This window comes from Klebsiella sp. MISC125, from assembly GCF_051131775.1.
Taxonomy (GTDB): Bacteria; Pseudomonadota; Gammaproteobacteria; order Enterobacterales; family Enterobacteriaceae; genus Klebsiella.
In genome coordinates this window covers 3,757,560-3,784,194 of the sequence record NZ_CP180448.1, presented here as the reverse complement: position 1 = coordinate 3,784,194, position 26,635 = coordinate 3,757,560, and the positions used below count along the sequence as shown (strand labels likewise).

The window sequence follows — 26,635 nt, the reverse complement described above, 5'->3', positions numbered from 1 at the left end:
CCTTATGCCAGCTGGCAGGCATCATCAAAGGGCAGACGCGGCAGGCGAGCGTACAGTTTGCTGGTATCGCCGTAGCCGATATTAATCAGCAGGTTGCTTTTCCAGCCGCCGTCGGCAAAAAACGCCGCATCGACCTTTTCGCGATCGAAACCCGACATCGGACCGGTATCCAGGCCCAGCGCCCGACAGGCGAAAATCAGATATGCCGCCTGTAATGAGCTGTTGCGAAAGGCCGTCTCTTCCGCCAGCTGTGGGCTGGAGGTGAACCAACTACGGGCGTCACCGTGTGGAAACAGCTCCGGCAGGCGGTCATAGAAAGCGCTGTCCCAGGCCACAATCGCGGTGACTGGGGCCTGCATGGTCTTCTCCAGATTGCCGCTGGACAGGGTCGGGCGCAGTGTCTCTTTGCCCTCCGGGGTGCGGATAAAAACGATACGCGCCGGTGAGCAGTTGGCGGAGGTGGGCCCCATTTTCATCAAGGCGTAGATTTCACGCAGCTGGTCGTCGGTGACCGGTTTGTCCAGCCAGCCGTTGTGGGTTCGGGCATCGGTAAACAGCGTGGCGCAGGCGGCTGGGCTAATGGCTTCGCTCATAGATTCTCCTTGGTAATGGGCAGCAGGCTGGCCAGCCCGTCGCATAAAATAGAGTTAAAAGTGGCGGTATCGGTCACGTTACAAGCGTGGCCGCCCCAGGCCATTTCCACCCGTTGGCTGGCGGGGATTGCCGCTTGCAGCACGCGGGAGCAGGAGGCCGGAACCAGCAGATCGTCAGCCGCGCTGATGATGAACGTCGGGCAGGCTATTGCCGCTGCCCGCCGTGAAAAGTCGGCCTGCTTAAGGGCATTAAGCCTTTTGAGCAGATTATCTTTGCCCTGAAAATGGCTGATGGCGAGCGCGTCTTCGGCCTCGAGGCGCGGCAGGCGCGCGGCCATCCACTCCGCCGGATAGAGAAACAGCGGCTGCGCTTCGACCCATGCCTGAGCGCCGCCCGCGTGCAGCAGGCGCTCGCGCACCAGAAAGCAGCGACGGGTATGCGGGGAGAGCGTCAGCCAGCCGTTAATCAGCACGAGGGCGCTGACCGATTCGGGAAAATCCAGCGCCAACTGCAGGCCAATCAGCGCGCCCAGCGCGTGACCGACCAGGGCAAAACGCGAAACTCCTGCCTCTTGCAGCGCCGTGTACAGCTCTTGTGCCATGGTCGCCATGCTGTAGCCTGCGGGCAGCGGGCCGCCGTTTTCACCGGTGCCGTTATGGTCATAGCTCACCAGTTGATACCGTGTTTCCAGCACCGCCCGCTGCGCCAGCCAGTAGCCGCCCGCGCCGCCGAGCCCGGCGCTCAGCACCACCACCGGCGCGCCCGGATAAGGCGCCGGGGAGATATTGAGCTTAATCATGCCGGTTTCCCGATATGCGCGACGGTCGCTATCTCTACCAGCGCTTCAGGCTTCACCAGCCCGCACTGAATGCAGAAACGCGCCGGTTTATCGCCGGGGAAGAATTCAGCGTAGACCTCGTTAATCGCGGCGTAGTTTTTCCAGTCGGTGATAAAGATGCTGTTGAAGGTCACATCCTCCATACTGCCCCCCGCCGTCTCGATAACGCTCTTGATGGTGTCGAGCACGTGACGGGTTTGCGCCTTTGGGTCGCCGATATAAACCACGTTGTTTTGCTTATCAAACGGCAGCGTGCCGGAGACGTAAACCACGCCGTCGGCCAGCGTACCGGGGACAAAAGGCGCGATAGGCGTGGTGGTGCCTGGCGGAATAATTACCTGTTTAGGCATAACGTTTCTCCTCCGGGAATGAGAGCGGTGCTGCGGGCTCAAGGGCCGAGCAGAAGCTGGCGACGTCGCTGACCCAACCAAAGAAGGTTTCAATATTGAACAGCGCCGCCTGCTGGGCGAACGACGGCCCGGCCTGGTGGGTGGCATCTTCAAGCACGATGCCGAAATATTCGAGGAAGAAGCCGTCGCGCAGGGTCGATTCCACGCAAACGTTGGTGGCGATCCCGGTGAACACCAGATGGCGAATGCCGCGACTGCGCAGGATGCTGTCGAGCGCGGTGTTGAAGAAACCGCTGTAGCGCGGTTTTGGCAGCACAATATCGCCCGGCAGCGGCTTAAGCTGATCGACCAGCTGATAGTCCCAGCCGCCTTTTGCCAGCAGTTTGCCCTGCAGCTCAGGGTTTTTACGCATGGTTTTCAGCGCGTTGGATTTATGAAAATTCGGTGAGCCGGGGCCACCGGCTTCTACATACTGGTCGTCCCAGCCGTTCTGGAACCAGATAATCAGCATTCCGGCGGCGCGCGCGGCGGCAACGGCGGTGTTGATATTGTCGATTACCGGTCGGGTGGCGGAAACGTCAAATCCGGCGAGGTCAAGATAACCCCCAACGCTGGCGTAGGCGTTTTGCATATCCACCACGATCAGCGCGCTCTGCTGCGGCGCAAAGGTCAGGGATTCCGGGCGAGCGGGAAGGGTAATCATCAGGCAACCTCTTGAGTGAGTGTGGCGATATGGTCGCGGCAGCGCATCAGCGGCTGAATGCGCTGACCAAAGGCTTCGATGCCGATAAGGAAATCATCAAACGTCAGCAGCACGCCGTCTGTGCCGGGGACAGCCGCCACTTCGTCGAGCATGCGGGCGACGTTGGCGTAAGAGCCGACGAGAGTGCCCATATTGATGTTGACCGCCGAGGTGGGGTCAGCCATCTGGCGGACGTTAGTGTCGCTGCCGGAGCGGGTATCTTTCTGGCTCTGTTCGGTCAGCCATGCCAGCGCTTCTTCATCTGCGCCATCTTTGTAGTGCTCCCATTTGGCGCGGGCCGCCTCATCGGTTTCATCGGCAATCACCATAAACAGCACGTAGGAGCCGACATCGCGGCCGGTTTTTTCCGCTGCCTGCATCATCCGCGCTGCGGTGGGTGCGAAGGCGGCGGGGGTGTTAACCCCTTTCCCGAAGCAGAAGTTGTAGTCGGCGTGCTGGGCGGAGAACGCCATTCCGGCATCGCTCTGCCCGGCGCAGATCACTTTCATCGGCTGCGACGGCTGCGGGCTAACGCGACAATCGTTCATGGTGAAGTAGTCGCCTTTAAAGTCGCTGCGCCCGGTGCCCCACAGGTCGCGCAGAACCTGGACATATTCAGTGAGATAGTCGTAGCGGCTGGCGAAGTAATCATCCCCCGGCCACATGCCCATCTGCTCATATTCCGGTTTTTGCCAACCGGTCACCAGATTGACGCCGAAGCGACCGCCGGAGATAGAGTCGATAGTCGAGGCCATACGGGCGACGATTGCCGGAGGCAGCGTCAGCGTGGCGGCGGTGGCATAGATCTGAATGCGCGAGGTGACTGCCGCCAGCCCGGCCATCAAGGTGAAGGATTCAAGGTTGTGATCCCAAAATTCAGTTTTGCCGCCGAAGCCGCGCAGTTTGATCATCGAAAGGGCGAAATCGAAATTATAGTGCTCGGCTTTCTGCACGATGGCCTTATTCAGCTCGAACGTCGGCATGTACTGGGGAGCATGGGTGGAAATCAGCCAGCCGTTATTACCAATCGGAACGAAGACACCAATTTTCATACCTACCTCTCTGCATGTCGTTGAACAAGAAGTCGCGCGGCGCTGCATCCTGCATCTCCTTTGGTCGCCCCGTGTCAAAGATAAAGCAAAGGCGATGCCAGTTTTGCAAAGGCCAATGTTATTAATGTGTTGCTGATTGGTTGCTGAAAATAACAGCGAAAAAGTAGACTAAATGGTCAAAATCAGTGCACGAAAAAACCGCAGTCATGCGCAATCGAGGTGCAGAGAGTCGTGTCGGCGTTGGGCTTTTGCTATGCTGATGGCGTAAAAAGAAGGAGATAATCAATGGCACAGGGCGCCGTGAAAAAGACCGGAAAACGTTCACTGGCGGTGAGCGCGAAAAAAGAGGCTATTCTGGCCGCTGCGCTGGACGCGTTCTCGCAGTTTGGTATCCACGGTACGCGCCTTGAGCAGGTCGCCGAGCTGGCCGGGGTGTCAAAAACCAATTTGCTCTATTACTACCCGTCGAAAGAGGCGCTGTATATTGCCGTGCTGCAGCAGATTCTGGCTATCTGGCTGGCGCCGCTGAAGGCCTTTCGTGAAGATATCAGCCCGCTGGTGGCGATTGGTGAATATATTCGCCTGAAGCTGGAGGTGTCGCGCGATCACCCGCAGGCGTCGAAGCTGTTTTGTCTGGAGATGCTTCAGGGCGCACCGTTGCTGATGGGCGAGCTGACCGGTGATTTAAAAGCGCTGGTGGATGAGAAATCGGCGATTGTTTCCGGCTGGGTCGAGAGCGGCAAGCTGGCGCCGGTCGACCCGCAGCATCTGATTTTTATGATTTGGGCGACCACCCAGCATTACGCCGATTTCGCTACTCAGGTTGAGGCGGTGACCGGCGCAACGCTGCGCGATGAGGCATTCTTTCAGCAAACCGTCGATAACGTGCAGCGGATGATTATCGAAGGGATTCGCCTGCGTTAATTGGCGGGTGGCAGAGGGCAGCTTTGATCGCCATCTTCGCACTGTAGCAGCGAGGCAAGGAACGACTCGCGCTCAACGGTTTTATCGGACATGCACTGGTTGATAAGCATCGGCTGTACGCTGCCGCCGTCTGCGCCGGAGGCGAGGAATTTGCAGTCGTCATCGCGCAGAGTAATCCACGCCAGCTGCGCTTTTTTGAGTAATTCCTGCTGCTTGCCGGAGGCGCGCTTCAGTGCTTCCTGATAGGTTTCATTCAGTTTTTTATCCGCCGCCTGGTATTGGGCGGCGGTGCACTGATTCATCTCCGTTTGATTGCTGGCGTTATTGCATTCGTCCGCCAGCGCATGAGTGCTTGCCAGCAGCGCGGCAAGAGCGAGTAAAGTGCGTTTCATTGTTCAACTCCCATAAAAAAAGCTCCCGTCCGGGAGCCTTAATTAACCACAGCCTGCGCCTGGTGTCATTAGCTGACGTTGATACCGGTCTGTTTTCCCGGGGGCGGCGCAGAGCGCCTTTCCCGGACTACGAGTGCGTACGGCCTGAAAGTTGGGTAGCCCGGGTAAGGCGTCAGCCGCGACCCGGGATTTATCAGGTTTGCGGGTTTTGTAGCCCGGACAGGTGCGCAGCACCGCCTCCGGGAAATTACCTAACCAATCGTCATCAGGCTGGCGTTACCGCCTGCCGCGGCGGTATTGACGCTGAGCGAACGTTCAATATAGAGGCGTTCCAGCAACAGATTGTTCTCGCCGCGGGCGAAGCCCTGCACCGAAACAATCGCGCCATCGCGTGCCGCTACCTGTTCGCACAGTTCCCGCAGCTGATCGGAGTCGCCGTGATAGATAACCGCATCGAAAGGTTCGGTCATCAGGGTTTCCGTTTTGGCAAAGTGGATGCGTTCGCTGACTTCGCGCGGCAGCTTTTTCGCCAGTTCGCGCTGGAGAGGCGCATCTGGCCACAGCACTTCACAACCGACGGCGGTGACGCCCGCCAACTGGGTCAGCGCATCCTGCTCGTTATCGGCCACGCACAGCACCCGGTCGCGCGGCATAAAGGTCAGGGTGTTGCGCTCGCCGGTTGGCCCCGGCAGCAGACGCTGTGTTCCGGCCTGTGCCTGTTCACTGAACGCCTGGCACAGGGCCTTCAGCTCCGGTCGATCTGCCGCCCACTGCTGTAGCGCAACCAGCGGTTTTTCCAGCAGCGTTTTCAACTGCGCATCCAGCGGGCGCTCGGCGTCCTGGCGGGCGAGGGTGATCCCGACGGCGTTTTGCGGACGGCTGGAGAGCAGGCGGTACAGGTACAGCGGGCCGCCTGCTTTCGGACCGGTACCCGACAGCCCTTCGCCGCCGAACGGCTGCACGCCGACTACCGCGCCGACCATATTGCGGTTGACGTACAGGTTGCCGACGTTAGCGCTGCCGGTCACCTGAGCGATCGTCTCGTCGATACGGGTATGCACGCCGAGGGTCAGGCCGTAGCCGGAAGCGTTAATCTGCTCGACCAGTTGATCCAGTTCGTTGCGGTTATAGCGCACCACATGCAGCACCGGGCCGAAGACCTCTTTTTTCAGCTCGTCAAAGCTGTCGAGTTCGATAAGCGTTGGCGGAACAAAGGTACCGCTGGTCCATTCGCGGGAATCTTCTCCATTTTCGCGCACCGCCTGGAAGACTTTGCGCCTTTTGGTCCGCAGCGTCTGGATATGGCGCTCGATGTTCTCTTTGGCTTCGGCATCGATCACCGGCCCGATATCGGTAGTCAGACGGCCCGGATTGCCCATCCGGCATTCGGCCATCGCGCCGCGCAGCATGGTCAGCGTATGCTCGGCGATGTCGTCCTGCAGGCACAGCACGCGCAGGGCGGAGCAGCGTTGACCTGCGCTGTCGAACGCCGAGGCGAGTACGTCGATCACTACCTGCTCAGTCAGGGCCGAGGAGTCGACGATCATCGCGTTCATGCCGCCGGTTTCGGCGATAAGCGGCGTCGGGCGACCCTGCGCGTCAAGACGGCTAGCGATATTGCGTTGTAATAAGGTGGCGACTTCGGTCGATCCGGTAAACATCACGCCGCGCACGCGCTCATCAGAAGTTAATGCAGCGCCGACGGTTTCCCCACGCCCCGGCAGCAGTTGAATCACCCCCGGCGGCACGCCAGCTTCCAGCAGGATCGCCACGCCCTGAGCGGCGATAAGCGGCGTCTGCTCGGCGGGTTTCGCCAGAACGGTGTTGCCCGCCGCCAGCGCGGCGGCTATCTGGCCGGTAAAGATCGCCAGCGGGAAGTTCCACGGGCTGATACACACCACCGGGCCCAACGGGCGATGGGTTTCGTTATCAAAATCGTCGCGCACCTGTCCCGCGTAATAGTGCAGGAAATCCACCGCTTCGCGCACTTCGGCGATGGCGTTGCTGAAGGTTTTACCCGCTTCGCGCACCAGGATGCCCATCAGAGTCGGCATCTGGCTTTCCATCAGTATGGCGGCGCGTTCAAGGATGGCCGCGCGCTCCTGCGGAGGGGTGGCGAACCAGATTGGCGCATTGTTGACCGCGTTGCTCAGCGCCTGCTGAACTTCAGCCTCGCTGGCTTCACGCACGTGACCGACAATATCTTTTGGCTCCGCCGGGTTAATCACCGCCTGCGTTTCGCCTTCGGCAACCGGTTGTTCCAGCATCGGCAGCGCCTGCCATTTATGCAGGGCGCTATTTAATAAAGAAGAGGAGAGGGAGGCAAGGCGATGTTCGTTGGCCAGATCCAGACCGGCGGAGTTGCTGCGGCCTTTGCCGTACAGATCGCGCGGTAGCGGAATTTTCGGATGCGGCAGGCCGGTCTGACCTTCCTGCTGGGCCAGTTTTTCCACGGCGGTTACCGGGTCGGCAACCAGTTCATCCAGCGGCAGGGTATTATCGGCAATACGGTTAACGAATGAGGTGTTAGCGCCGTTTTCCAGCAGACGACGCACCAGATACGCCAGCAGCGTTTCGTGGGTGCCGACCGGGGCATAAATACGGCACGGACGGTTGAGCTTGCCGTCGGCAACGGGGCCTGTTACCTGCTCATACAGCGGCTCACCCATGCCGTGCAGGCACTGGAATTCGTACTGTCCCGGATAGTAGTTCTGCCCGGCGAGTTGATAAATCGCTGCCAGTGTATGGGCGTTGTGGGTTGCGAACTGCGGATAAATCAGGTTCGGTACTGCCAGCAGTTTCTTCGCGCAGGCCAGATAAGACACGTCGGTGTAGACCTTGCGGGTATAGACCGGATAGCCTTCGAGGCCATCCATCTGCGCGCGTTTGATCTCGCTGTCCCAGTAAGCGCCTTTCACCAGGCGGATCATCAGACGACGGCGGCTTCGCGTGGCGAGGTCGATCAGGTAGTCAATGACAAACGGGCAGCGTTTCTGGTAGGCCTGGATAACAAAGCCAATGCCGTTCCAGCCCGCCAGTTCCGGCTCAAAACAGAGTTTTTCCAGCAGATCGAGAGAGATCTCCAGACGGTCTGCCTCTTCGGCGTCGATGTTGATGCCAATATCGTACTGGCGCGCCAGCAGGGTCAGGGACTTCAGGCGCGGGTAAAGCTCTTCCATCGCGCGATCGTACTGAGCGCGGCTATAGCGCGGGTGCAGCGCGGAGAGCTTAATTGAGATCCCCGGACCTTCATAAATTCCGCGCCCGTTCGAGGCTTTGCCGATGGCGTGAATCGCCTGCTGATAGGAGACCATATAGGCCTGAGCATCGTCGGCGGTTAACGCCGCCTCGCCGAGCATATCGTAGGAGTAGCGGAAACCTTTATCTTCCAGCTTGCGGGCGTTAGCCAGCGCCTCAGCAATGGTTTCGCCGGTAACAAACTGCTCACCCATCAGCCGCATCGCCATATCGACGCCTTTGCGGATCAGCGGTTCGCCGCTCTTACCGATAATGCGGTTCAGCGAGCGCGACAGGCTGGTTTCGTTATGCGTAGAGACCAGTTTGCCGGTAAACAGCAGCCCCCAGGTGGCGGCGTTGACGAACAGCGACGGGCTGCGGCCGATATGCGACTGCCAGTTGCCGTTGCTGATTTTGTCGCGAATTAGCGCATCACGGGTGGCTTTGTCGGGGATGCGCAGCAGCGCTTCCGCCAGGCACATCAGAGCCACGCCTTCCTGTGAGGAGAGCGAGAATTCCTGCAACAGGCTTTGCACCATGCCGGCGCGACCGCTGGCGGTTTTCTGATTACGCAGCTTTTCTGCCAGTTGATAAGCCAGCTTGTGCGCCTGTTCGCCCAGGTTTTGTGGCAGACGGGCTTGCTCCAGCAGCATCGGCACAGCATCGGTTTCGGCCCAGCGCCAGGCGGCGGTAATGGAGGCGCGGGAGACGGACTGCGGCAGGATCTGCTCGGCGAATTCAAGGAACGGCTGATAAGGCTCGTCGCCCGGAGTGCCTGTCTCATCGCTTTCGTTAGCCGCGCCAGCGAGCAGCGCTGGCAGTTCCGGAAGCGTCTCGTCGTTTTCCAGCTTTTCCAGATAGTTGAAGATGGCCTGTTTAATCAGCCAGTGCGGCGTGCGGTCAATACGGCTCGCCGCGGATTTAATGCGTTCGCGCGTCGCGTCGTCAAGTTTTACACCCATGGTGGTGGTGCCCATGTCAGGAACTCCTGTTATTGGTCATTCGCTTCATCCTTCAACCTGCCTCTTTGTTGGCTGCATTTGTGCGCCCTGGTCACATAGTTATCTATGCTCCCAGGGACTTACAAATTTGCCGCCTCGACGCAGATTGAATGATTTTGCGAACTTCGCTTCTGTGCAGTTATGCGGTTGCGTAGAAATATCTATCATGTTGCAACTTTGTGCAACCTTGTTAATTGAGAATTGTGTGGCAGGCTGAAAATTGCTTTGATTGTTAAATTTTATGGTGAAAGTGGTAGGTATTTATTCCCTGTATATGAGAGTCGTTATATGCGTGAGTTAACACTTTTGCGTGGTGCAACCGCTAAAAACGTGAGAGAGTGCAACCTATAACAAAATGAAGTTTGGTCCCGGAAGTATTTCGTGTAAATGCTGTGTTAAATCGTTTGTGAAAAAACAAAGCTTCCGTCAGGATACGGTCGCCCAATACAACCAATATGCCATTACCCCGTTCCGGTAGTGGAAAAAACGACAAAGTTGGACGCTGTCGACAAAAAATTCTGGAGATTTTTGCATGGCTATTAGCACACCCATGTTGGTGACTTTTACTGTTTATATTTTTGGCATGGTACTCATTGGTTTTATTGCCTGGCGATCGACCAAGAACTTTGATGATTATATCCTTGGCGGCCGTAGCCTTGGCCCATTTGTTACGGCGCTCTCCGCCGGGGCCTCGGATATGAGCGGCTGGCTGTTAATGGGATTGCCGGGGGCGATATTTATTTCCGGTATTTCCGAAAGCTGGATTGCCATTGGCCTGACGCTGGGCGCATGGGTTAACTGGAAGCTGGTGGCGGGGCGTTTACGTGTTCACACCGAGGTCAATAATAACGCGCTGACGCTGCCGGATTATTTCACCGGCCGTTTTGAGGACACCAGCCGGGTGCTGAGGATTATTTCAGCGCTGGTTATTCTGCTGTTCTTCACGATTTATTGCGCATCCGGCATTGTCGCTGGCGCTCGTCTATTTGAAAGCACCTTCGGGATGAGCTACGAAACCGCGCTGTGGGCCGGTGCGGCGGCAACCATTATTTATACCTTCGTTGGTGGTTTCCTCGCGGTGAGCTGGACCGATACTGTTCAGGCCAGCCTGATGATATTTGCCCTGATTCTGACTCCGGTCATGGTGATTATTTCCGTCGGTGGTTTTGGCGATTCCCTGGAAGTCATTAAACAAAAGAGCATTGAGAACGTCGATATGCTCAAAGGGTTGAACTTTGTGGCGATTATTTCGCTGATGGGCTGGGGTCTGGGCTATTTCGGTCAGCCGCATATTCTGGCGCGCTTTATGGCGGCGGATTCGCACCACAGCATTGTTCATGCCCGTCGCATCAGCATGACCTGGATGATCCTCTGCCTGGCAGGCGCGGTTGCCGTTGGTTTCTTCGGTATCGCTTACTTTAATAACAATCCGGGCGTTGCGGGCGCGGTGAATCAAAACGCTGAGCGGGTGTTTATCGAACTGGCGCAGATTCTGTTTAACCCGTGGATTGCCGGGATCCTGCTGTCGGCGATTCTGGCGGCGGTGATGTCGACCCTGAGCTGCCAGCTGCTGGTGTGCTCCAGCGCGATTACCGAAGATCTGTATAAAGCGTTCCTGCGCAAAAATGCCGGTCAAAAAGAGCTGGTGTGGGTAGGGCGCTTTATGGTGCTGGTGGTGGCATTGGTGTCCATCGCCCTGGCGGCAAACCCGGAGAACCGCGTGCTGGGTCTGGTGAGCTACGCCTGGGCAGGCTTCGGTGCGGCGTTTGGCCCGGTGGTGCTGTTCTCGGTGATGTGGTCGCGAATGACGCGTAACGGCGCGCTGGCCGGGATGATCATCGGCGCAGTGACGGTGATTGTCTGGAAGCAGTTTGGTTGGCTGGGCCTGTATGAAATCATTCCTGGTTTTATCTTCGGTAGCCTGGGGATTGTGGTATTCAGCTTGCTGGGGAAAGCGCCGTCGGCAGAAATGCAAAGACGCTTTGCCGAAGCGGACGCGCATTATCATACTGCGCCGCCGGTACGTGCTACTGCGCAGTAATCCTCTGAATTGACCTCAAGCCCGCGTTCTGCGGGCTTTGTTATTTGTGCCTCTTGCTAATTGCTTGAAAATACGCTGATATCTCAGCACAAATAACAATGAGGATAGCAAAATGAATTTCAGACAGGGTGCGCTGGCGCTGGTACTGGCAGGGATATTAAGCGGCTGCGTGGCGCCTGCCGCGAAGACGGCCCCGGCGGCAGACGCTAACGCCTGCCCGGCGGGTAACGCTATGGTGCAGACGACGCTTTATTTCGGCTTAAGCCGTCCTGCGGGGAAAGATATTACCGCTCAGGAGTGGCAACAGTTCGTGGACCGCGACGTGACGCCGCGCTTTCGCGATGGCCTGACGGTATTTGATGCGCGCGGTCAGTGGTTGGGCAATGACGGCACCGTCGCGCGCGAGCAGAGCAAGGCGCTGATGCTGATCCATGGCAAAGAGGCGAAGAGCGAAGAGGGGATTGAGGCGCTGCGCAATACTTACAAATCACGTTTTGTGCAGGAGTCGGTGATGCGCGTTGACCAGCCGGTCTGCGTACATTTTTAAACTGTGCCCTGGTAAAATGGCCCGGTCGCGGCCGGCTTACGAGATCTACGCTGCGCGCTGTTTCCCGGAGGCGATGCTGCGCATCTGTCCGGGCTACAACCCCATAAATCTTACAAATCCCGGGTCGCGGCTGACGCCTTACCCGGGCTACCGGCCTGCAAACGGCTGTGAACCTGTAGCCCGGGCAAGGCGCTTTGCGCCGCCCCCGGGAAAACAGGCCAGCATTGAAGCCAACATTCAACGATTATAGTACCAGCCCCGCGAAGCTTGCGGAGAGCAAACTCACCAGCGTTGCGCCATACACCAGGCGCAGGCCGAAGCGGGAAACAATATTTCCCTGCTGCTCATTCAGTCCCTTAATCGCCCCGGCAATAATACCGATAGAGGCGAAGTTGGCGAAAGAGACCAGGAAGACCGACAAAATGCCCAGGCCGCGCGGCGTCATGCTGGCGGCGATTTTTTGCAGCTCAATCATGGCGACGAATTCATTCGCCACCAGCTTGGTCGCCATTATGCTGCCCGCATTAAGTGCATCGCTTAGCGGGATACCAATCAGCCACGCCAGCGGATAAAAAACGTAACCAAGGATCTGCTGGAAGCTCAGGCCAAATATCATGGCGAACAGCGCATTAATCGCGCTAATTAAGGCTATAAAACCAATCAGCATAGCCAAAATAATCATCGCGACTTTGAAACCGGCAAGAATATATTCCCCGAGCATTTCAAAGAAACTCTGAGATTCGTGCATTTTTTCGAGCTTAATTTCCTCCTCGCTGCCTGGACGCGTTGGGTTAATTATCGACAGTACGATAAAGGTGCTGAACATATTCAGAATCAGCGCCGCCACAACATATTTCGCATCGAGCATACTCATGTAAGCGCCGACGATTGACAACGAAACCGTCGACATAGCGGTGGCTGACATAGTGAACAGACGGCGAGAGGAGAGGTCCCCGAGCACGCCTTTATAGGCAATAAAGTTTTCCGATTGCCCGAGGATCAGCGAGCTGACCGCGTTAAAGGATTCCAGCTTGCCCATACCGTTAACCTTTGACAGCAGGGTACCAATCAAGCGAATGAAAATGGGGAGGATACGCCAGTGCTGAAGAATACCGATCAGCGCTGAGATAAAGATAATGGGGCAAAGTACGCCGAGGAAAATAAATGCCAGGCCTTTTTCGCCCATGCCGCCAAATACAAAATTGGTCCCTTCGGCGGCGAAACCGAGCAGTGATTCAAAGAAGCCAGCAATATTTTTAACCAACCACAGGCCGCTTTCGGCGTGGAGAAAAAAGAAAGCCAGGGCAATTTCAATAATAATTAACTGGATAATATAGCGAATGCGGATTTTTTGTCGGTCATAGCTGGCGAGCCAGGCGAGGCCCAGAATAACCACCAGCGCCAGCAGGAAGTGCAAAAATTGAGTCATGTTGTTCATTTCGCAGGTCAATTAGGCCGCCATTTAGCCACAGCCGTCGGACCGGGTAAATATCCGTCGTGAAAAATTCCCTTATCCTGTGGTTTTCCAGGATGCCAGGCAGATAATCCCGCAAGTCATTATTTGTTAGCGATTAATTTACAACTCGTCATCATTCTCTACACATTTCACTTGTGTTTCTGATTATTGTAATGATAATCACTATCAGAAATATTTACCTATCTTTGCATCAATTGACTGCGGTTCACATTTAAGGGTGTCGGCATGTTTGTCCCATTTCTCATCATGTTACGTGAAGGCCTGGAAGCAGCGCTGATTGTCAGCCTGATCGCCAGCTATCTGAAACGCACTCAGCGCGGCAACTGGATAGGCGTAATGTGGATTGGCGTGTTCCTCGCGGCGGCGCTTTGCCTTGGTCTGGGGATCTTTATCAACGAAACAACCGGCGAATTTCCGCAGCGCGAACAGGAGCTGTTCGAAGGCATTGTGGCGGTGATCGCGGTGTGCATTCTGACCTGGATGGTGTTCTGGATGCGTAAAGTGTCGCGCAACGTGAAGCAGCAGCTTGAGCAGGCGGTCGACAATGCCCTTCAGCGCGGGAACAACCACGGCTGGGCGCTGGTGATGATGGTCTTTTTCGCCGTGGCTCGTGAAGGTCTGGAATCGGTGTTCTTCCTGCTGGCCGCTTTCCAGCAGGATGTGGGAATCTGGCCGCCGATCGGCGCTATGTTGGGTCTGGCAACCGCCATCGTTTTAGGGTTCCTGATCTACTGGGGCGGTATTCGCATGAATCTCGGCGTGTTTTTCAAATGGACCAGCTTGTTTATTCTGCTGGTGGCCGCGGGACTGGCGGCGGGGGCTATCCGCGCTTTCCATGAGGCCGGTTTGTGGAATCACTTCCAGGATGTCGCCTTCGATCTGAGCAACGTTCTTTCTACGCATACGCTATTTGGCACGCTGCTGGAGGGGATTTTTGGCTATCAGGAAACGCCGACCATCAGTGAAGTGGCGGTCTACTTTATCTATTTGATCCCGGCGCTGGTGCTGTTCATTCTGCCGCCGAGCAATAAAACCACTGCATCCCGAGCTGCTTAGTTGGGCATCGCGGATTGAAATAGTTACAACATACTTATCGAAAGGGATGGTCATCACCATGAATCAATTTCGCCGTAATGCGTTGCAGCTCGCCTTCGCTGCGCTGTTCAGCTCTGCCTTTTATGCCCAGGCTGCCGATATCCCGCAGGTCAAAGTGACCGTCACCGACAAACAGTGTGAGCCGATGAACGTCACCGTGAAAGCGGGCAAAACCCAGTTCATCATTCAGAACCACAGCCAGAAAGCGCTGGAGTGGGAGATTCTGAAAGGCGTGATGGTGGTGGAAGAGCGCGAGAATATCGCTCCTGGCTTTACGCAAAAGCTGACGGCGAACCTGCAGCCTGGCGAATATGACATGACCTGCGGCCTGTTGACTAACCCGAAAGGTAAGCTGACGGTGACCGGTGAAGCCACCAAAGACGCTGCCAAAGCTGATGCGCTGCTCAGCTTGGGTGAAGCTATTACCGCCTATAAAGCCTACGTTACCGCTGAGACCGCTGAACTGGTTAGCGGCACCAAAGCCTTTACCGATGCGGTGAAAGCGGGGGATATCGAGAAGGCAAAAGCCCTCTACGCGCCGACGCGTCAGCACTATGAACGCATTGAACCCATTGCCGAGCTGTTCTCTGACCTCGACGGCAGTATTGATGCCCGTGAAGATGACTACGAGAAAAAAGCAGAGGATCCGAAGTTCACCGGCTTCCACCGTCTGGAAAAAGCGCTGTTTGGCGATAACAGCGTCAAAGGAATGGATAAATATGCCGATCAGCTGAACACCGATGTTCTCGACCTGCAAAAACGCATCAGCGAACTGGCTTTCCCTCCATCAAAAGTGGTCGGCGGCGCAGCTGGTTTGATTGAAGAAGTGGCGGCCAGCAAAATCAGCGGTGAAGAAGATCGCTACAGCCATACCGACCTGTGGGATTTCCAGGCCAACATTGACGGTGCGCAGAAAATTGTCGACCTGCTGCGTCCGCAACTGCAAAAAGAGAACAGTACGCTGCTGGCGAAAGTGGATGCCAACTTCAAGAAAGTGGATAGCATCCTGAGTAAATACCGCACTAAAGACGGCTTTGAGACCTACGACAAGCTGACTGATGCGGATCGCAATGCGCTGAAAGGCCCGATCACCACTCTGGCGGAAGATCTGGCACAACTGCGCGGGATCCTCGGTCTGGACTAAGTCGATGGCAGAGCAAAAGTATGATGTCAATGAACCGTCGCGTCGGCGGTTATTAAAAGGGATCGGTGCGCTTGGCGGCGCGCTGGCGATTACCGGTGGCTGCCCGGTGGCGCACGCGGCAAAAGACAACAGCTCTCCGGGGACGTTGTCGCCAAATGCGCGCATGGAAGCGCAGCCGTTTTATGGCCCGCATCAGGCGGGTGTGCTGACGCCACAGCAGACGTCGATGATGGTTGTCGCTTTCGACGTGTTGGCTAGCGATAAAGCAGACCTTGAACGTCTGTTTCGCCTGCTGACTCAGCGTATTGCCTTTTTGACCAAAGGTGGGCCAGCGCCGGAGACGCCAAACCCGCGTTTGCCACCGATGGATTCAGGGATTCTGGGGCCGTGGATCGCCCCGGATAACCTGACGGTGACCGTGTCGGTTGGTCATTCGCTGTTTGACGAGCGTTTTGGCCTGGCCAACCGCGCGCCGAAAAAGCTGCAAAAGATGACGCGTTTTCCGAATGACTCTCTGGATGCTGCACTTTGCCACGGCGACCTGCTGCTGCAAATTTGCGCGAATACTCAGGATACGGTGATACATGCTTTGCGGGATGTGATTAAGCACACCCCGGACCTGCTCAGCGTACGCTGGAAGCGGGAAGGCTTCATTTCCGATAGCGCCGCGCGCAGTAAAGGTAAAGAGACGCCGGTTAATCTGCTGGGCTTTAAAGACGGTACCGCTAATCCTGTCAGTACCGATAACGCGCTGATGGATAAAGTGGTGTGGGTTACTGCCGACCAGGAAGAGCCTGTGTGGGCAACGGGCGGCAGTTATCAGGCAGCGCGTATTATTCAGTTTCATGTCGAGTTCTGGGATCGCACGCCGCTTAAAGAGCAGCAGACGATTTTTGGTCGCGATAAGCACAGCGGGGCACCGTTGGGTATGCAGCATGAGCACGATGTGCCGGATTACAGCAAGGACCCGGACGGTGACACCATTGCGCTCGATAGTCATATTCGTCTGGCCAATCCGCGCACTCTGGAGACCGAGTCCAGCCTGATGATGCGCCGGGGCTACAGCTATTCGCTGGGGGTGACTAACTCAGGCCAGCTGGATATGGGGCTGCTGTTTGTCTGCTATCAGCACGATCTGGAAAAAGGCTTTCTGACGGTGCAAAAGCGCCTGAACGGAGAAGCGCTGGAAGAGTACGTTAAGCCGATCGGCGGGGGCTATTTCTTTGTTCTGCCGGGAGTTATCGACAGTCAGCACTATCTCGGGCAATCGCTGCTCGAAGCCTGACGCTCCTGCCCGTAAGGGCAGGGCGTTTTCTGCTGTTTTTCCATTCTTTTTTTGTATTTCCTGCCTTGTTTAATTTTTCTGTAATCTTAATGTCGGAAACTCCAAACAGCTGCAGTGAGAATTATTTGTTGTCTTTTTGTGAAAAATAAGTTGCATTAAGAATTATTTTTGATGTACTTATTAAAGACGCGGTAGTTCCCGGCAGTGATGTCGTCTCACTATGGAGATCGCGAATGCCCGATTGCTGTAACGGAAAACGTCAAACCTCATACCGTACTTATCAGCACGGGGGCCACATTTCCGGCCGCGATTCCCACACCCCAAATTTATCCCCCACTACAACAGAAAACTCGAACCCAGACAGGGTGCGCGGTGCGCGTAGCCGTGACCCGTTGTCAATTCGACAGGCAAGCAATGGCTTACAAGGAAGCCAAACCTCAATCGTTCGTGCGCATAATCGCGTCGATGTTGACGCGTGTGATGTAAACCAACAACGCAAGGTGCTATCCATGGGAAGACAAAAAGCAGTGACCAAAGCTCGTCGTGAGGCCAAACGTGTGCTGAGACAGGATTCGCGCAGCCATAAACAGCGCGAAGAAGAATCGGTCACATCGCTTGTGCAAATGAGTGGCGTAGAAGCAATTGGTATGGCGCGGGATAGTCGTGATGCATCGCCAATTGAAGCGCGCAATGACGCTCAGGCGCATTATTTGAATGCCATCGACAATAAACAGCTGATCTTTGCGACAGGCGAGGCCGGGTGCGGGAAGACCTGGATTAGTGCGGCAAAAGCAGCTGAAGCCCTGATCCATAAGGATGTGGACAGAATTATTGTTACCCGTCCCGTTCTGCAAGCCGACGAAGATCTCGGCTTCTTACCGGGAGATATCGCCGAGAAATTCGCTCCCTATTTTCGACCGGTTTATGACGTGCTGGTGAAGAGGTTGGGCGCTTCCTTTATGCAATACTGCCTGCGTCCGGAAATCGGCAAGGTGGAAATCGCTCCGTTCGCTTATATGCGCGGACGTACATTTGAAAATGCGGTCGTGATTTTGGACGAGGCCCAGAACGTGACCGCTGCGCAAATGAAAATGTTTTTGACCCGCCTCGGGGAGAACGTGACGGTTATCGTCAATGGCGACATTACCCAGTGTGATTTACCCTCTGGCGTGAGGTCTGGCCTGGTCGATGCGCTGGCGCGTTTTGAAGAAGATGAGATGGTTGGCGTGGTGCGCTTCACGACCGATGACTGCGTGCGCTCGACGCTTTGTCAGCGCGCGCTTAAAGCCTACTACTGATTGTTTTTGAGCTTGCAAAGCCCGGGAAGACCGGGCTTTGTTTTTGCTGGTTTAAAGCAAGTTCTGCAGCGGGGGAGCGGCCATGGTGGCTTCGAAAGGAATAATATCGACTTTCGCTACACCCGATTGCTGGAACGGATCCTGACTCAGCCAGGCCCGTAGCAAATCCATGTTATCGCCTTTTGCCAGAATGACTCCGCCAGATCTGGGGATCTTACGCCCTGAAGCAAGAAACAATCCGTCAGCGTAGCTTTTTTTAAGCCATTCCACGTGTGCGGAAAGCTGCGCGTCAACTTCATCTAACGGTTTAACGTAAGTCAGAACAATAACTGCAATGGTGCTCATTTGGATGTCCATCTTTTATATGGGTATATAAAAGTAGCATGCGGAGAGTTGCGGGTGATAGTAGGCCGAATGCAGTTTCTGGATGGTGCAACAGGCGAAAAAAAAGCCCGCACTTGCGTACGAGCTCTTCTTAAAATATGGCGGTGAGAGAGGGGTTCGAACCCTCGATACGTTGCCGTATACACACTTTCCAGGCGTGCTCCTTCAGCCACTCGGACACCTCACCATATTGTTTCGCTGCTCACCTTAGGTGGGCAACGGGGCGCTACTATAGGGAGTTGCGCTAAAACGGTCAAGCAGTATTTACTCTTTCTTTACCGTTCGGTCAAGCAATGAACACTACCCCGCCGTCGGGCGGCAGGGCAGGCATTTTAGCGCTGTGAATCAAGCTGTTCGTTGTTTTTCACCACGTCCTGCGCTTTGGCGTAGCTCTCGATCAGTAACTGGTATGCCGGGAAGATTTTGGTATAAACCTCAGCCCACTCTGCGGCATCCGGGCGATTCCAGGTACGCTGTAGCTCGGAAGCGACCGCGGCGGTATCCATTGGCACCACGCCTGCCTGTACCACGCGGGCGAGGGTGATTTCCTGCGCCATTTTGCTGTAGGTACCGGAAGCGTCAATCACGGCGAAGACCTTATAACCATCGGCAACGGCGGCAATTGACGGGAACGCCATGCAGACGCTGGTAATGGTACCGGCAATAATCAACGTTTTACGCCCGGTTGTTTTTACTGCGTCAACGAATTCCGGGTTATCCCAGGCGTTGATCTCGCCCTTACGCGCAATATATTTCGCGTGCGGTGCGTTCTGGTGAATCTCCGGGATCAGTGGGCCGTTTGGCCCCTGCGGGACTGATGCCGTGGTGATCACCGGGATCCCTGCTAATGACGCCATTTTTGCCAAGGCAGCGGCGCGGGCTCGCAGTTCCGGCATCGGCATGTCGCCGACGGTCTGAAACAGGCCGCTCTGATGGTCAATCAACAACATGGCGGTATCATTCACGTCAATCACCGGACGAGAACCGTTAAAGTTAGCTGGAGTCGACATACTATTCACCTCTGTAATATTAGATTTGGCCGAAGCGGCCGCTGTTAAAATCACGAACGGCTTCCGCGATTTGTGCTTTGGTATTCATCACAAATGGGCCGTAACCGACAATGGGTTCCTGTAGTGGCTCGCCGGCCATCAGCAGGACTTTCGCATTAGAACTCGCCTCAAGGTGGAGTGATTCCCCTTTCTGGCTGAGCACCACCAGTTGGCCTTCACGGGCGCTTCCCTCTCCGTTCACCTTAACTTCACCTTCCAGCACGACCAGCGCGGTGCTCCAGCCATCGGGCTGATGCAGCGTTATGTCCTGACCCTGATTAAGCTGCAGGTCCCAGACATTGAGCGGTGAAAAGGTATGCGCCGGTCCGACAACATCTCCATAGCGGCCCGCAATGACCCGCATACGACCCGCGTTATCGGGCAGAGCAATGACAGGGATTGCATCAGCGGTGATGCTCTGGTATCCCGGATGCGTCATCTTGTCTTTTGCCGGAAGGTTGACCCAGAGCTGAATCATTTTCAGCTCGCCGCCGGTTCGGGTGAAATTCGCCGAGTGGAACTCTTCGTGCAGTATTCCGGCACCTGCCGTCATCCACTGCACATCACCGGGGCCAATAACGCCGCCTCGGCCGGTAGAATCTCGGTGCTCAACTTCCCCTGAATACACGACGGTGACGGTTTCAAATCCACGATGCGGATGCTCACCAACGCCGCGTTTCTCTGTCCCAGCCGGGAAGTGGTGCGGGCCAGCATAGTCAAGCAGCAGGAAGGGGCTTAGCTGTTCGCCATGAGTCTGATAAGAGAACATCGAGCGAACCGGGAAACCGTCGCCTACCCAGTGCTGCGAGGGGGCGGTATAGATGCCAGTAATCTGTTTCATGGAGGTCTCCTGCATGTCTGTTTCTGATGTGAATAAGCATATATTCAGTTCTAATTGCCCGGTAGATAGTGAAAATGGCCTATACTGTTCTAAAAATGGAACGATGGAGGAAGGATGCAGGATCTCAATGATTTAGCCTGGTTTGTCCAGGTGGTCGATCACGGCGGTTTTGCTGCGGCAGGGAGAGCGCTCGATCAGCCTAAATCAAAATTAAGCCGCCGGATTGCTCAGCTTGAAGAACGTCTCGGGGTGCGTCTGATTCAGCGTACTACCCGGCAGTTTGCGGTGACCGAGGTCGGACACACCTTTTATCAACACTGCAAAGCGATGTTGATAGAGGCGGAGGCGGCTGAACAGGCGGTGGAAACGCTGCGTTCAGAGCCGTGCGGCAGCGTGAAGCTGACCTGCCCGGTGACGCTTTTGCATGTACATATCGGCCCAATGCTGGCGCGGTTTATGCAGCGTCATCCGGGGGTAACGCTATTATTGGAAGCGACGAACCGGCGGGTTGATGTAGTGGGGGAAGGCGTTGATGTGGCTATTCGCGTGCGGCCAAGGCCTATAGAAGATAGCGATCTGGTGATGCGCGTATTGGCCGACCGCGGGCATCGGCTGGTGGCGAGTCCAGCGTTAGTTGAGCGGTTGGGCGTGCCCCAGGCACCGTCTGAACTCAGCGAGTGGCCGGGATTAAGTATCGGTGCAGGAAAACATCAACATCACTGGCAATTAACCGGCCCCGAGGGCGCGCGGGCGGAGGTCTATTTCGCTCCCCGGATGGTGACAACGGATATGCTGGCGCTGCGAGAAGCGGCAATTGCCGGAGTAGGGGTCGTGCAGCTTCCTTTATTAATGGTGCGCGATCAGCTCGCAGCAGGGGAACTGGTGGTTGTGCTTGATGAGTGGCAACCGCGCAGAGAGGTGATCCATGCGGTTTTTGCTTCACGCCGCGGACTGCTGCCATCGGTCAGGGCGCTGGTTGATTTCCTGAGCGAAGAGTATCAGCGGATGGAGGAGGATTAGGATTTGATAAAATCCGTAAGGAGCAGCGCTGTCGAAGATAGTCTGAAGCCGCAGAAGACTGGCTGTTCCCGGAGGCGGCGCGATGCGCCTGTCCGGGCTACCGGGTGGTGGGGGGCAATATGCGAAAAAAAGCCCGTACTTGCGTACGAGCTCTTCTTAAAATATGGCGGTGAGGGAGGGATTCGAACCCTCGATACGTTGCCGTATACACACTTTCCAGGCGTGCTCCTTCAGCCACTCGGACACCTCACCATATTGTCATTCCCGTTGCTGCCGGGAACGGGCGCTAATTTAGGGAAATACGTAAGTCTCGTCAATCAACTTTTTTAAAAAACCGTGCGTTTAGCCAAACTTCAAGCAACTTGCTTTCTAAATGCGCGAGAATCGATTTTTTTGTCACCATTTCTTTTTTAACACGATAGCCAGACGAAATTTGCTATGCTGACAAACCAATAGAAAACAACGAATAAAACACGACGCTAACCTAACCTGCCTGGGGCGTCGGCTATCAGGAGCCATCATGGAGATTATCTTTTACCACCCGACGTTTGACACTTCGTACTGGATTACGGAGCTGGAGAAGCAACTGCCCGGTTCGCGAGTGCGCGAGTGGAAACCGGGCGATAACCAACCCGCCGACTATGCGTTGGTCTGGCATCCTCCGGTAGAAATGTTGCAAGGGCGTGACTTAAAGGCGGTCTTTGCCCTTGGCGCTGGCGTCGATTCAATCCTTAGCAAGCTGCGGGAACATCCGGAAATGCTGCCGCTGTCGATTCCGTTATTCCGTCTGGAAGACACCGGCATGGGCTTGCAGATGCAAGAGTACGCCGTGAGCCAGGTTCTGCACTGGTTCCGTCGTTTTGATGATTACCAGGCATTAAAGCAGGAAGCCCGCTGGCAGCCTCTGGATGAGTATCATCGCGAGGAGTTTACTATCGGGATTATGGGCGCGGGCGTGCTCGGCGCTAAAGTGGCAGAAGGGCTGCAAGCGTGGGGATTTCCGCTGCGCAGCTGGAGCCGTAGCCGTAAGTCCTGGCCGCAGGTGACGAGTTTTGCTGGGGCAGAAGAACTGGGCGAATTTCTGAGCAGCACTCGCGTGCTGATTAACCTGTTGCCTAACACTGCGGAAACCGTTGGCATTATTGATAAAACGCTGTTGGCACAGCTTCCGGATAATAGCTATGTGCTGAATCTGGCGCGTGGAGTTCATGTGGTTGAAGACGATCTGCTGGCGGCCCTGGATAGCGGTAAGCTTAAAGGGGCTATGCTCGACGTGTTCAGCCGCGAACCATTACCGAAAGAGAGCCCACTTTGGGCGCATCCACGGGTTGCGATGACGCCTCATGTTGCAGCTGTCACCCGGCCTCAGGAAGCCATTGCTTATATTGCAGGAACTATCGGCCAACTGGAACGAGGCGAAACGGTAAACGGGCAGGTCGATCGCCAGCGAGGATACTAAGAGATAACCCCGCTGCGGCGGGGTTTTTGCTGATCATGAGCGCATATTCCTGCTATTCTTGCCACAAACAGAGAAGGAGAATGTGATGTATCCTGTTGACCTGCACATGCATACCATTGCCAGCACCCACGCTTACAGTACCCTGCACGATTATATTGCCGAAGCAAAGCGCAAGGGGATCAAACTCTTTGCCATTACCGACCATGGCCCTGACATGGCTGATGCGCCACATTACTGGCATTTCATTAACATGCGCATCTGGCCGCGGCTGGTGGACGGCATTGGCATTCTGCGCGGCATTGAAGCCAACATCAAAAATACACAGGGCGAAATAGACTGTACTGGGCCAATGCTCACCTCTCTGGACCTGATTATTGCAGGTTTCCACGAGCCGGTGTTCCCGCCTCAGGATAAAGCGACTCATACGGAGGCGATGATCGCCACCATGGCCAGCGGCGCAGTGCATATTATTAGTCATCCCGGTAATCCCAAATTCCCCGTTGATATCCCGGCCATTGCTGCTGCGGCGGCGAAATACCATGTTGCGCTGGAGATCAATAACTCATCTTTTGTCTCATCGCGCATTGGAAGTGAAGATAATTGCCGTGCCGTCGCGCAGGCCGTGCGTGATGCCGGCGGTTGGGTTGCGCTGGGGTCGGATTCCCATACCGCATTCACGCTGGGCGAATTTACCGAATGCCGTAAGATCCTTGATGCCGTTGATTTCCCGGAGGATCGCATCCTTAACGTGACACCCCGGCGTATGCTTGATTTCCTTGAATCACGAGGAATGGCGGCGATCCCTGAATTTGCTGAACTTTAATTTGAATAACTGGAAGAAATGAATGAACGAGTTTTCTATCCTCTGCCGCGTGCTGGGTTCACTGTACAACCGTCAGCCGCAGGACCCGCTGCTGGTCCCGCTATTTACCCTTATTCGTGAAGGGAAGCTGGCGGCGAGCTGGCCGCTGGAGCAGGATGAGCTGCTGGAGCGTCTGCAAAAGAGTTGTGATATGCAGTCGCTGGCCGCCGAATATAATGCCCTGTTTGTTGGTGAAGAGTGCAGCGTTGCGCCTTACCGTAGCGCATGGGTGGAAGGGGCGACAGAAGCTGAAGTTCGTGGTTTTCTGAGTGCACACGGGATCCCAACCGGAGAAAGCGCAACGGATCATATCGGATCGCTGCTGTTGGCTGCCTCATGGCTGGAAGATCATGCCACTGAGGATGAAAGCGAGACTCTGGAAACGCTGTTTGCCGATTACATTCTGCCATGGTGTGGGGCCTTCCTTGGTAAAGTTGAAGCGCATGCGACTACGCCATTCTGGCGTACTATGGCGCCGCTGACCCGCGAAGCTCTCTCTGCAATGTGGGATGAACTGCAGGAAGAAAATGAGCAATAATTTGTGATTTAAATCACAAATTTAATGCAACGCAAAATTACACATCTCACATAATGTGTTCTATGTCGCATTTGCCAGGTGCGTATCTGCTATGATGCGCACTATGAACATACTCTTCGCAATCGCATTAACGACTGGCATTCTCTCCGGAATTTGGGGATGGGTGGCTGTCGCACTTGGCCTGCTGAGCTGGGCGGGTTTCCTCGGCTGCACCGCTTACTTTGCCTGTCCGCAAGGTGGGTTAAAAGGGCTGCTCATTTCCACCTGTACGGTCATGAGCGGCGTGATATGGGCGCTGGTGATTATTTATGGCAGCGCGCTGGCGCCGCAGTTGGAAATCCTGAGCTATGTGATGACAGGTATCGTGGCGTTTCTGATGTGCATACAGGCGCGTCAGCTGCTGCTCTCCTTCGTACCCGGTACGTTTATTGGTGCATGCGCGACGTTTGCGACCAACGGCGACTGGCGTTTGGCGGTACCTTCGTTGGCATTGGGCCTGGTCTTTGGCTACGCTATGAAAAATAGCGGACTGTGGCTGGCGGCGCGAGCCGCGAAAAATAAAGCACTGGCTAACGAAAACAGCTAATCACGTATAAACCACACGCTTTACCTTAAAACAGGGCTTCAGGTCCTGTTTTTTTGTGTCCGGAATTCCTTTCATTAAACCTCCCTCCCGTCTACACGTTCTTGAGTCACTGTACCGTCAGTCAGTGAATCGATTTTGTTAACAATATTGCTATAAATGAAATTAATTTGTTTTTGTTTTGTTAATATAAATGCGTTAGTTGTAAGTGGATGTGACTCGATGCACTCATGGATGGCTTGTGCTTTTTGATAGCTATGCAGATATGCCGAGGAGTTTTATCATGAAAAAATATCAATGCGCGTTAGTTGCTGCTTTATGTGTTTTGCCCACGTTATTTAGCCCGGCCATGGCGGAGCAGGTGCAGGCTGGCGTCATCCATTTCTACGGGCAGGTTGTAGAAGCACCTTGCCAACTCAATGCAACAGACAATCAGGTTGTTATGGATTGCCCACGGGCGAAGACGGTACGGATATCAGCTCAGCAGCTTGAAAAAGGAAATATTCACAACGAAAACATCCGCTCGGCGCAGTTAAGATACATTAACCCGCAACGTACCCTCGCTATTCTGGACGTCGATTATCGGTAACAACTAGCCCCCAGGCTTTCGTCCCGGGGGCTATCATGCCATATTATCCTCAAGTATTTATCCTTAGACGTATGCCGACAGGAGGAGAAATGGCTGTTCAACCTGAGGTTATTCTCGGCGACATTACAACGCTCGCGGTCGATGTTATCGTCAACGCCGCAAACCCTTCATTGCTTGGCGGCGGTGGGGTAGACGGCGCGATTCATCGCGCTGCCGGCCCTGAACTGCTGGCTGCCTGTAAAATCGTTCTTCAACAGCAGGGAGAATGCCCACCAGGTCATGCAGTCATTACCGTCGCGGGAAATCTACCTGCCAGCGCGGTCATTCACACCGTAGGGCCAATTTGGCACGGCGGCGACCGGCAGGAGGCAGAGTTGCTGGCAGATGCTTATAAAAATAGCCTGCTATTGGCTTCAGCAAATAACTATCGCTCAATTGCATTTCCCGCTATCAGCACTGGCGTTTATGGGTATCCTAAAGAGGCTGCGGCAGAAATTGCCGTACGCACGGTAAATGCGTTTCTCACTCGCTACAACCCTCTGGAACGCGTCATTTTTGTCTGTTTCGATGCTGAAACGGCTGGCATTTATACCCGATTGCTTCAGACGCAGTAGTTCGTTATACAGATCCCTTGCAGGAATAAGATATGATAGTTTCCCGCATTCGCAGGAAATTATCATCACTGGAGATTTACGCGTGGTTGAAGGGAAAGTACTGCATAAACAACAGATTCGCCGTGCGGAAATTGTGGCTGCAGCACAGAAATGTTTGGCGGAAAAGGGACTGCATGGCGCCTCCGTTGCGGACATTGCGCGTCAGGCTGGTCTGAGCGTAGGGCAGTTGTATCGTATCTTTGCCAGTAAAGAAGAGATCGTTGAAGCGATCGTCAGTGAAATAGTCAATGCCAGGGTTGGCGAGATGGTGGACGGAAACCATGATTTGGTCCGGATGGCCTCAGTTTTAGCCGGCGTGATCCCAGCGACCGATGACACAAAGACTGATAATTATCTGTTGATGGAAATTAACGCGGAAGCATCCAGAAATCCCCGCCTGCGCGAAATTATGCATCAAGCCGATCGTCGTCTGAAAGAAGAGGGTGGGCGACTGACCCGACACTATCATCCTGAAATGAGCGCAGAACAAATTAATGTCGCCTGTGAATTTATCGCGATCTTAACTGAAGGTGCAGCCTATCGGTGTGAACTGGCAACGACCTCGACAGTTGATAAGACGGCGATGGAGGCGCTTTACCGCAACGTATTTCATCTGTTGTTCATGAAAGAGTAGAGCTGC

The 26,635-nt window shown here is 55.2% G+C and carries 26 protein-coding genes and 2 tRNA genes; 15 read left to right on the top strand and 13 right to left on the bottom strand.

Annotated features, from left to right (window positions below):
* Positions 1 to 2: 2 nt before the first annotated feature.
* From ACMYSL_RS17960 to rutA, 5 genes are read right to left on the bottom strand one after another with little or no spacing between them, the layout of a single operon-like run.
* Complete coding sequence (locus ACMYSL_RS17960) at positions 3 to 593, bottom strand: malonic semialdehyde reductase (protein ID WP_181482731.1); 591 nt, start codon at positions 591 to 593, stop codon at positions 3 to 5.
* Positions 590 to 1,393: a pyrimidine utilization protein D gene (gene rutD, locus ACMYSL_RS17955; protein WP_434659248.1), complete on the bottom strand. Its 804-nt coding sequence runs from the start codon at positions 1,391 to 1,393 to the stop codon at positions 590 to 592. The genes ACMYSL_RS17960 and rutD overlap by 4 nt, the downstream gene beginning before the upstream one ends.
* Entirely contained in the window at positions 1,390 to 1,782 is a 393-nt protein-coding gene (rutC, locus tag ACMYSL_RS17950) for a pyrimidine utilization protein C (protein WP_182237793.1), read from the bottom strand. The genes rutD and rutC overlap by 4 nt, the downstream gene beginning before the upstream one ends.
* Positions 1,775 to 2,485: a pyrimidine utilization protein B gene (gene rutB / locus ACMYSL_RS17945; protein WP_182237795.1), complete on the bottom strand. Its 711-nt coding sequence runs from the start codon at positions 2,483 to 2,485 to the stop codon at positions 1,775 to 1,777. The genes rutC and rutB overlap by 8 nt, the downstream gene beginning before the upstream one ends.
* On the bottom strand, positions 2,485 to 3,576 hold the full coding sequence (rutA, locus tag ACMYSL_RS17940) for a pyrimidine utilization protein A (protein ID WP_142463151.1): 1,092 nt from the start codon (positions 3,574 to 3,576) through the stop codon (positions 2,485 to 2,487). The genes rutB and rutA overlap by 1 nt, the downstream gene beginning before the upstream one ends.
* 285 nt (positions 3,577 to 3,861) lie before the next feature.
* On the opposite strand from rutA, the gene rutR reads away from it, so the two are divergent.
* Positions 3,862 to 4,500, top strand: a complete 639-nt coding sequence (gene rutR / locus ACMYSL_RS17935) for an HTH-type transcriptional regulator RutR (RefSeq protein WP_142512394.1) — start codon at positions 3,862 to 3,864, stop codon at positions 4,498 to 4,500.
* Here rutR and ACMYSL_RS17930 read toward each other — a convergent pair.
* Positions 4,497 to 4,892, bottom strand: coding sequence for a lysozyme inhibitor LprI family protein (locus ACMYSL_RS17930; RefSeq protein ID WP_110277507.1), 396 nt, complete (start codon positions 4,890 to 4,892; stop codon positions 4,497 to 4,499). The two genes, rutR and ACMYSL_RS17930, sit on opposite strands and share 4 nt — an antisense overlap.
* Before the next feature lie 251 nt (positions 4,893 to 5,143).
* Complete coding sequence (putA, locus tag ACMYSL_RS17925) at positions 5,144 to 9,106, bottom strand: trifunctional transcriptional regulator/proline dehydrogenase/L-glutamate gamma-semialdehyde dehydrogenase (RefSeq protein ID WP_434659246.1); 3,963 nt, start codon at positions 9,104 to 9,106, stop codon at positions 5,144 to 5,146.
* Positions 9,107 to 9,662: 556 nt separating this feature from the next.
* Between putA and putP the strand changes: the two genes are divergently transcribed.
* Together putP and ACMYSL_RS17915 are read left to right on the top strand one after the other, a co-directional pair.
* A complete protein-coding gene (gene putP / locus ACMYSL_RS17920; protein ID WP_110277510.1) occupies positions 9,663 to 11,171 on the top strand; it encodes a sodium/proline symporter PutP in 1,509 nt (502 codons plus the stop codon).
* Positions 11,172 to 11,283: 112 nt separating this feature from the next.
* Entirely contained in the window at positions 11,284 to 11,718 is a 435-nt protein-coding gene (locus ACMYSL_RS17915; RefSeq protein WP_434659245.1) for a DUF3574 domain-containing protein, read from the top strand.
* 244 nt (positions 11,719 to 11,962) lie between these two features.
* Here the strand turns inward: ACMYSL_RS17915 and ACMYSL_RS17910 are convergent, their stop codons facing one another.
* A complete protein-coding gene (locus tag ACMYSL_RS17910; protein WP_181482725.1) occupies positions 11,963 to 13,147 on the bottom strand; it encodes a NupC/NupG family nucleoside CNT transporter in 1,185 nt (394 codons plus the stop codon).
* A 273-nt stretch (positions 13,148 to 13,420) separates the two neighbouring features.
* Between ACMYSL_RS17910 and efeU the strand changes: the two genes are divergently transcribed.
* The 4 genes from efeU (at position 13,421) to phoH (ending at position 18,017) form a co-directional block, all read left to right on the top strand.
* Positions 13,421 to 14,251, top strand: a complete 831-nt coding sequence (gene efeU / locus ACMYSL_RS17905) for an iron uptake transporter permease EfeU (RefSeq protein WP_304258044.1) — start codon at positions 13,421 to 13,423, stop codon at positions 14,249 to 14,251.
* Positions 14,252 to 14,309: 58 nt separating this feature from the next.
* The gene (gene efeO, locus ACMYSL_RS17900; protein WP_434659244.1) at positions 14,310 to 15,434 is read left to right on the top strand and encodes an iron uptake system protein EfeO; all 1,125 of its coding nucleotides are present in this window, start codon (positions 14,310 to 14,312) and stop codon (positions 15,432 to 15,434) included.
* A 4-nt stretch (positions 15,435 to 15,438) separates the two neighbouring features.
* On the top strand, positions 15,439 to 16,719 hold the full coding sequence (efeB, locus tag ACMYSL_RS17895) for an iron uptake transporter deferrochelatase/peroxidase subunit (protein WP_182237810.1): 1,281 nt from the start codon (positions 15,439 to 15,441) through the stop codon (positions 16,717 to 16,719).
* A 509-nt stretch (positions 16,720 to 17,228) separates the two neighbouring features.
* A complete protein-coding gene (gene phoH / locus ACMYSL_RS17890) occupies positions 17,229 to 18,017 on the top strand; it encodes a phosphate starvation-inducible protein PhoH (RefSeq protein ID WP_181421921.1) in 789 nt (262 codons plus the stop codon).
* A 51-nt stretch (positions 18,018 to 18,068) separates the two neighbouring features.
* Here the strand turns inward: phoH and ACMYSL_RS17885 are convergent, their stop codons facing one another.
* The 4 genes from ACMYSL_RS17885 to ACMYSL_RS17870 form a co-directional block, all read right to left on the bottom strand.
* Entirely contained in the window at positions 18,069 to 18,362 is a 294-nt protein-coding gene (locus tag ACMYSL_RS17885; RefSeq protein ID WP_434659243.1) for a YciI family protein, read from the bottom strand.
* Positions 18,363 to 18,500: 138 nt separating this feature from the next.
* A tRNA-Ser gene (locus ACMYSL_RS17880) sits at positions 18,501 to 18,588 on the bottom strand.
* 145 nt (positions 18,589 to 18,733) lie between these two features.
* Complete coding sequence (locus ACMYSL_RS17875; protein ID WP_434659242.1) at positions 18,734 to 19,411, bottom strand: isochorismatase family protein; 678 nt, start codon at positions 19,409 to 19,411, stop codon at positions 18,734 to 18,736.
* A gap of 19 nt (positions 19,412 to 19,430) precedes the next feature.
* Entirely contained in the window at positions 19,431 to 20,291 is an 861-nt protein-coding gene (locus tag ACMYSL_RS17870) for a pirin family protein (RefSeq protein WP_434659241.1), read from the bottom strand.
* 114 nt (positions 20,292 to 20,405) lie between these two features.
* On the opposite strand from ACMYSL_RS17870, the gene ACMYSL_RS17865 reads away from it, so the two are divergent.
* Positions 20,406 to 21,311: a LysR family transcriptional regulator gene (locus ACMYSL_RS17865; RefSeq protein WP_434659240.1), complete on the top strand. Its 906-nt coding sequence runs from the start codon at positions 20,406 to 20,408 to the stop codon at positions 21,309 to 21,311.
* Positions 21,312 to 21,475: 164 nt separating this feature from the next.
* Here ACMYSL_RS17865 and ACMYSL_RS17860 read toward each other — a convergent pair.
* Positions 21,476 to 21,563: transfer RNA gene (locus ACMYSL_RS17860), tRNA-Ser, on the bottom strand.
* A gap of 268 nt (positions 21,564 to 21,831) precedes the next feature.
* Here ACMYSL_RS17860 and ghrA point away from each other — a divergent pair.
* The 7 genes from ghrA (at position 21,832) to ACMYSL_RS17825 (ending at position 26,629) form a co-directional block, all read left to right on the top strand.
* A complete protein-coding gene (ghrA, locus tag ACMYSL_RS17855; RefSeq protein ID WP_434659239.1) occupies positions 21,832 to 22,770 on the top strand; it encodes a glyoxylate/hydroxypyruvate reductase GhrA in 939 nt (312 codons plus the stop codon).
* A gap of 85 nt (positions 22,771 to 22,855) precedes the next feature.
* The gene (locus tag ACMYSL_RS17850; protein WP_167492786.1) at positions 22,856 to 23,593 is read left to right on the top strand and encodes a phosphatase; all 738 of its coding nucleotides are present in this window, start codon (positions 22,856 to 22,858) and stop codon (positions 23,591 to 23,593) included.
* Positions 23,594 to 23,615: 22 nt separating this feature from the next.
* Positions 23,616 to 24,170: a TorD/DmsD family molecular chaperone gene (locus tag ACMYSL_RS17845; RefSeq protein WP_181482718.1), complete on the top strand. Its 555-nt coding sequence runs from the start codon at positions 23,616 to 23,618 to the stop codon at positions 24,168 to 24,170.
* 103 nt (positions 24,171 to 24,273) lie between these two features.
* Positions 24,274 to 24,756: a DUF1097 domain-containing protein gene (locus ACMYSL_RS17840; protein WP_182237824.1), complete on the top strand. Its 483-nt coding sequence runs from the start codon at positions 24,274 to 24,276 to the stop codon at positions 24,754 to 24,756.
* Between the two features lie 280 nt (positions 24,757 to 25,036).
* Positions 25,037 to 25,342 (top strand): type 1 fimbrial protein, encoded by a 306-nt coding sequence (locus ACMYSL_RS17835; RefSeq protein WP_182237826.1) that lies wholly within the window; start codon positions 25,037 to 25,039, stop codon positions 25,340 to 25,342.
* Between the two features lie 89 nt (positions 25,343 to 25,431).
* A complete protein-coding gene (gene ymdB, locus ACMYSL_RS17830) occupies positions 25,432 to 25,956 on the top strand; it encodes an O-acetyl-ADP-ribose deacetylase (RefSeq protein WP_182237828.1) in 525 nt (174 codons plus the stop codon).
* A gap of 82 nt (positions 25,957 to 26,038) precedes the next feature.
* The gene (locus tag ACMYSL_RS17825; protein WP_182237830.1) at positions 26,039 to 26,629 is read left to right on the top strand and encodes a TetR/AcrR family transcriptional regulator; all 591 of its coding nucleotides are present in this window, start codon (positions 26,039 to 26,041) and stop codon (positions 26,627 to 26,629) included.
* The last annotated feature ends 6 nt before the right edge of the window (positions 26,630 to 26,635 follow it).

Bases quoted from the DNA above. Each gene is read 5' to 3' on its own strand.
- ACMYSL_RS17875 (WP_434659242.1), bottom strand. From the start codon at position 19,411: ATGTCGACTCCAGCTAACTTTAACGGTTCTCGTCCGGTGATTGACGTG.
- ACMYSL_RS17915 (WP_434659245.1), top strand. From the start codon at position 11,284: ATGAATTTCAGACAGGGTGCGCTGGCGCTGGTACTGGCAGGGATATTA.
- efeB (WP_182237810.1), top strand. From the start codon at position 15,439: ATGGCAGAGCAAAAGTATGATGTCAATGAACCGTCGCGTCGGCGGTTA.
- putA (WP_434659246.1), bottom strand. From the start codon at position 9,106: ATGGGCACCACCACCATGGGTGTAAAACTTGACGACGCGACGCGCGAA.
- ymdB (WP_182237828.1), top strand. From the start codon at position 25,432: ATGGCTGTTCAACCTGAGGTTATTCTCGGCGACATTACAACGCTCGCG.
- rutR (WP_142512394.1), top strand. From the start codon at position 3,862: ATGGCACAGGGCGCCGTGAAAAAGACCGGAAAACGTTCACTGGCGGTG.
- efeO (WP_434659244.1), top strand. From the start codon at position 14,310: ATGAATCAATTTCGCCGTAATGCGTTGCAGCTCGCCTTCGCTGCGCTG.
- ACMYSL_RS17865 (WP_434659240.1), top strand. From the start codon at position 20,406: ATGCAGGATCTCAATGATTTAGCCTGGTTTGTCCAGGTGGTCGATCAC.
- rutA (WP_142463151.1), bottom strand. From the start codon at position 3,576: ATGAAAATTGGTGTCTTCGTTCCGATTGGTAATAACGGCTGGCTGATT.
- ACMYSL_RS17840 (WP_182237824.1), top strand. From the start codon at position 24,274: ATGAACATACTCTTCGCAATCGCATTAACGACTGGCATTCTCTCCGGA.
- ACMYSL_RS17845 (WP_181482718.1), top strand. From the start codon at position 23,616: ATGAACGAGTTTTCTATCCTCTGCCGCGTGCTGGGTTCACTGTACAAC.
- rutB (WP_182237795.1), bottom strand. From the start codon at position 2,485: ATGATTACCCTTCCCGCTCGCCCGGAATCCCTGACCTTTGCGCCGCAG.
- ACMYSL_RS17885 (WP_434659243.1), bottom strand. From the start codon at position 18,362: ATGAGCACCATTGCAGTTATTGTTCTGACTTACGTTAAACCGTTAGAT.
- putP (WP_110277510.1), top strand. From the start codon at position 9,663: ATGGCTATTAGCACACCCATGTTGGTGACTTTTACTGTTTATATTTTT.
- ACMYSL_RS17960 (WP_181482731.1), bottom strand. From the start codon at position 593: ATGAGCGAAGCCATTAGCCCAGCCGCCTGCGCCACGCTGTTTACCGAT.
- ACMYSL_RS17835 (WP_182237826.1), top strand. From the start codon at position 25,037: ATGAAAAAATATCAATGCGCGTTAGTTGCTGCTTTATGTGTTTTGCCC.
- rutD (WP_434659248.1), bottom strand. From the start codon at position 1,393: ATGATTAAGCTCAATATCTCCCCGGCGCCTTATCCGGGCGCGCCGGTG.
- ACMYSL_RS17930 (WP_110277507.1), bottom strand. From the start codon at position 4,892: ATGAAACGCACTTTACTCGCTCTTGCCGCGCTGCTGGCAAGCACTCAT.
- ACMYSL_RS17870 (WP_434659241.1), bottom strand. From the start codon at position 20,291: ATGAAACAGATTACTGGCATCTATACCGCCCCCTCGCAGCACTGGGTA.
- phoH (WP_181421921.1), top strand. From the start codon at position 17,229: ATGGGAAGACAAAAAGCAGTGACCAAAGCTCGTCGTGAGGCCAAACGT.
- ACMYSL_RS17910 (WP_181482725.1), bottom strand. From the start codon at position 13,147: ATGACTCAATTTTTGCACTTCCTGCTGGCGCTGGTGGTTATTCTGGGC.
- efeU (WP_304258044.1), top strand. From the start codon at position 13,421: ATGTTTGTCCCATTTCTCATCATGTTACGTGAAGGCCTGGAAGCAGCG.
- rutC (WP_182237793.1), bottom strand. From the start codon at position 1,782: ATGCCTAAACAGGTAATTATTCCGCCAGGCACCACCACGCCTATCGCG.
- ACMYSL_RS17850 (WP_167492786.1), top strand. From the start codon at position 22,856: ATGTATCCTGTTGACCTGCACATGCATACCATTGCCAGCACCCACGCT.
- ghrA (WP_434659239.1), top strand. From the start codon at position 21,832: ATGGAGATTATCTTTTACCACCCGACGTTTGACACTTCGTACTGGATT.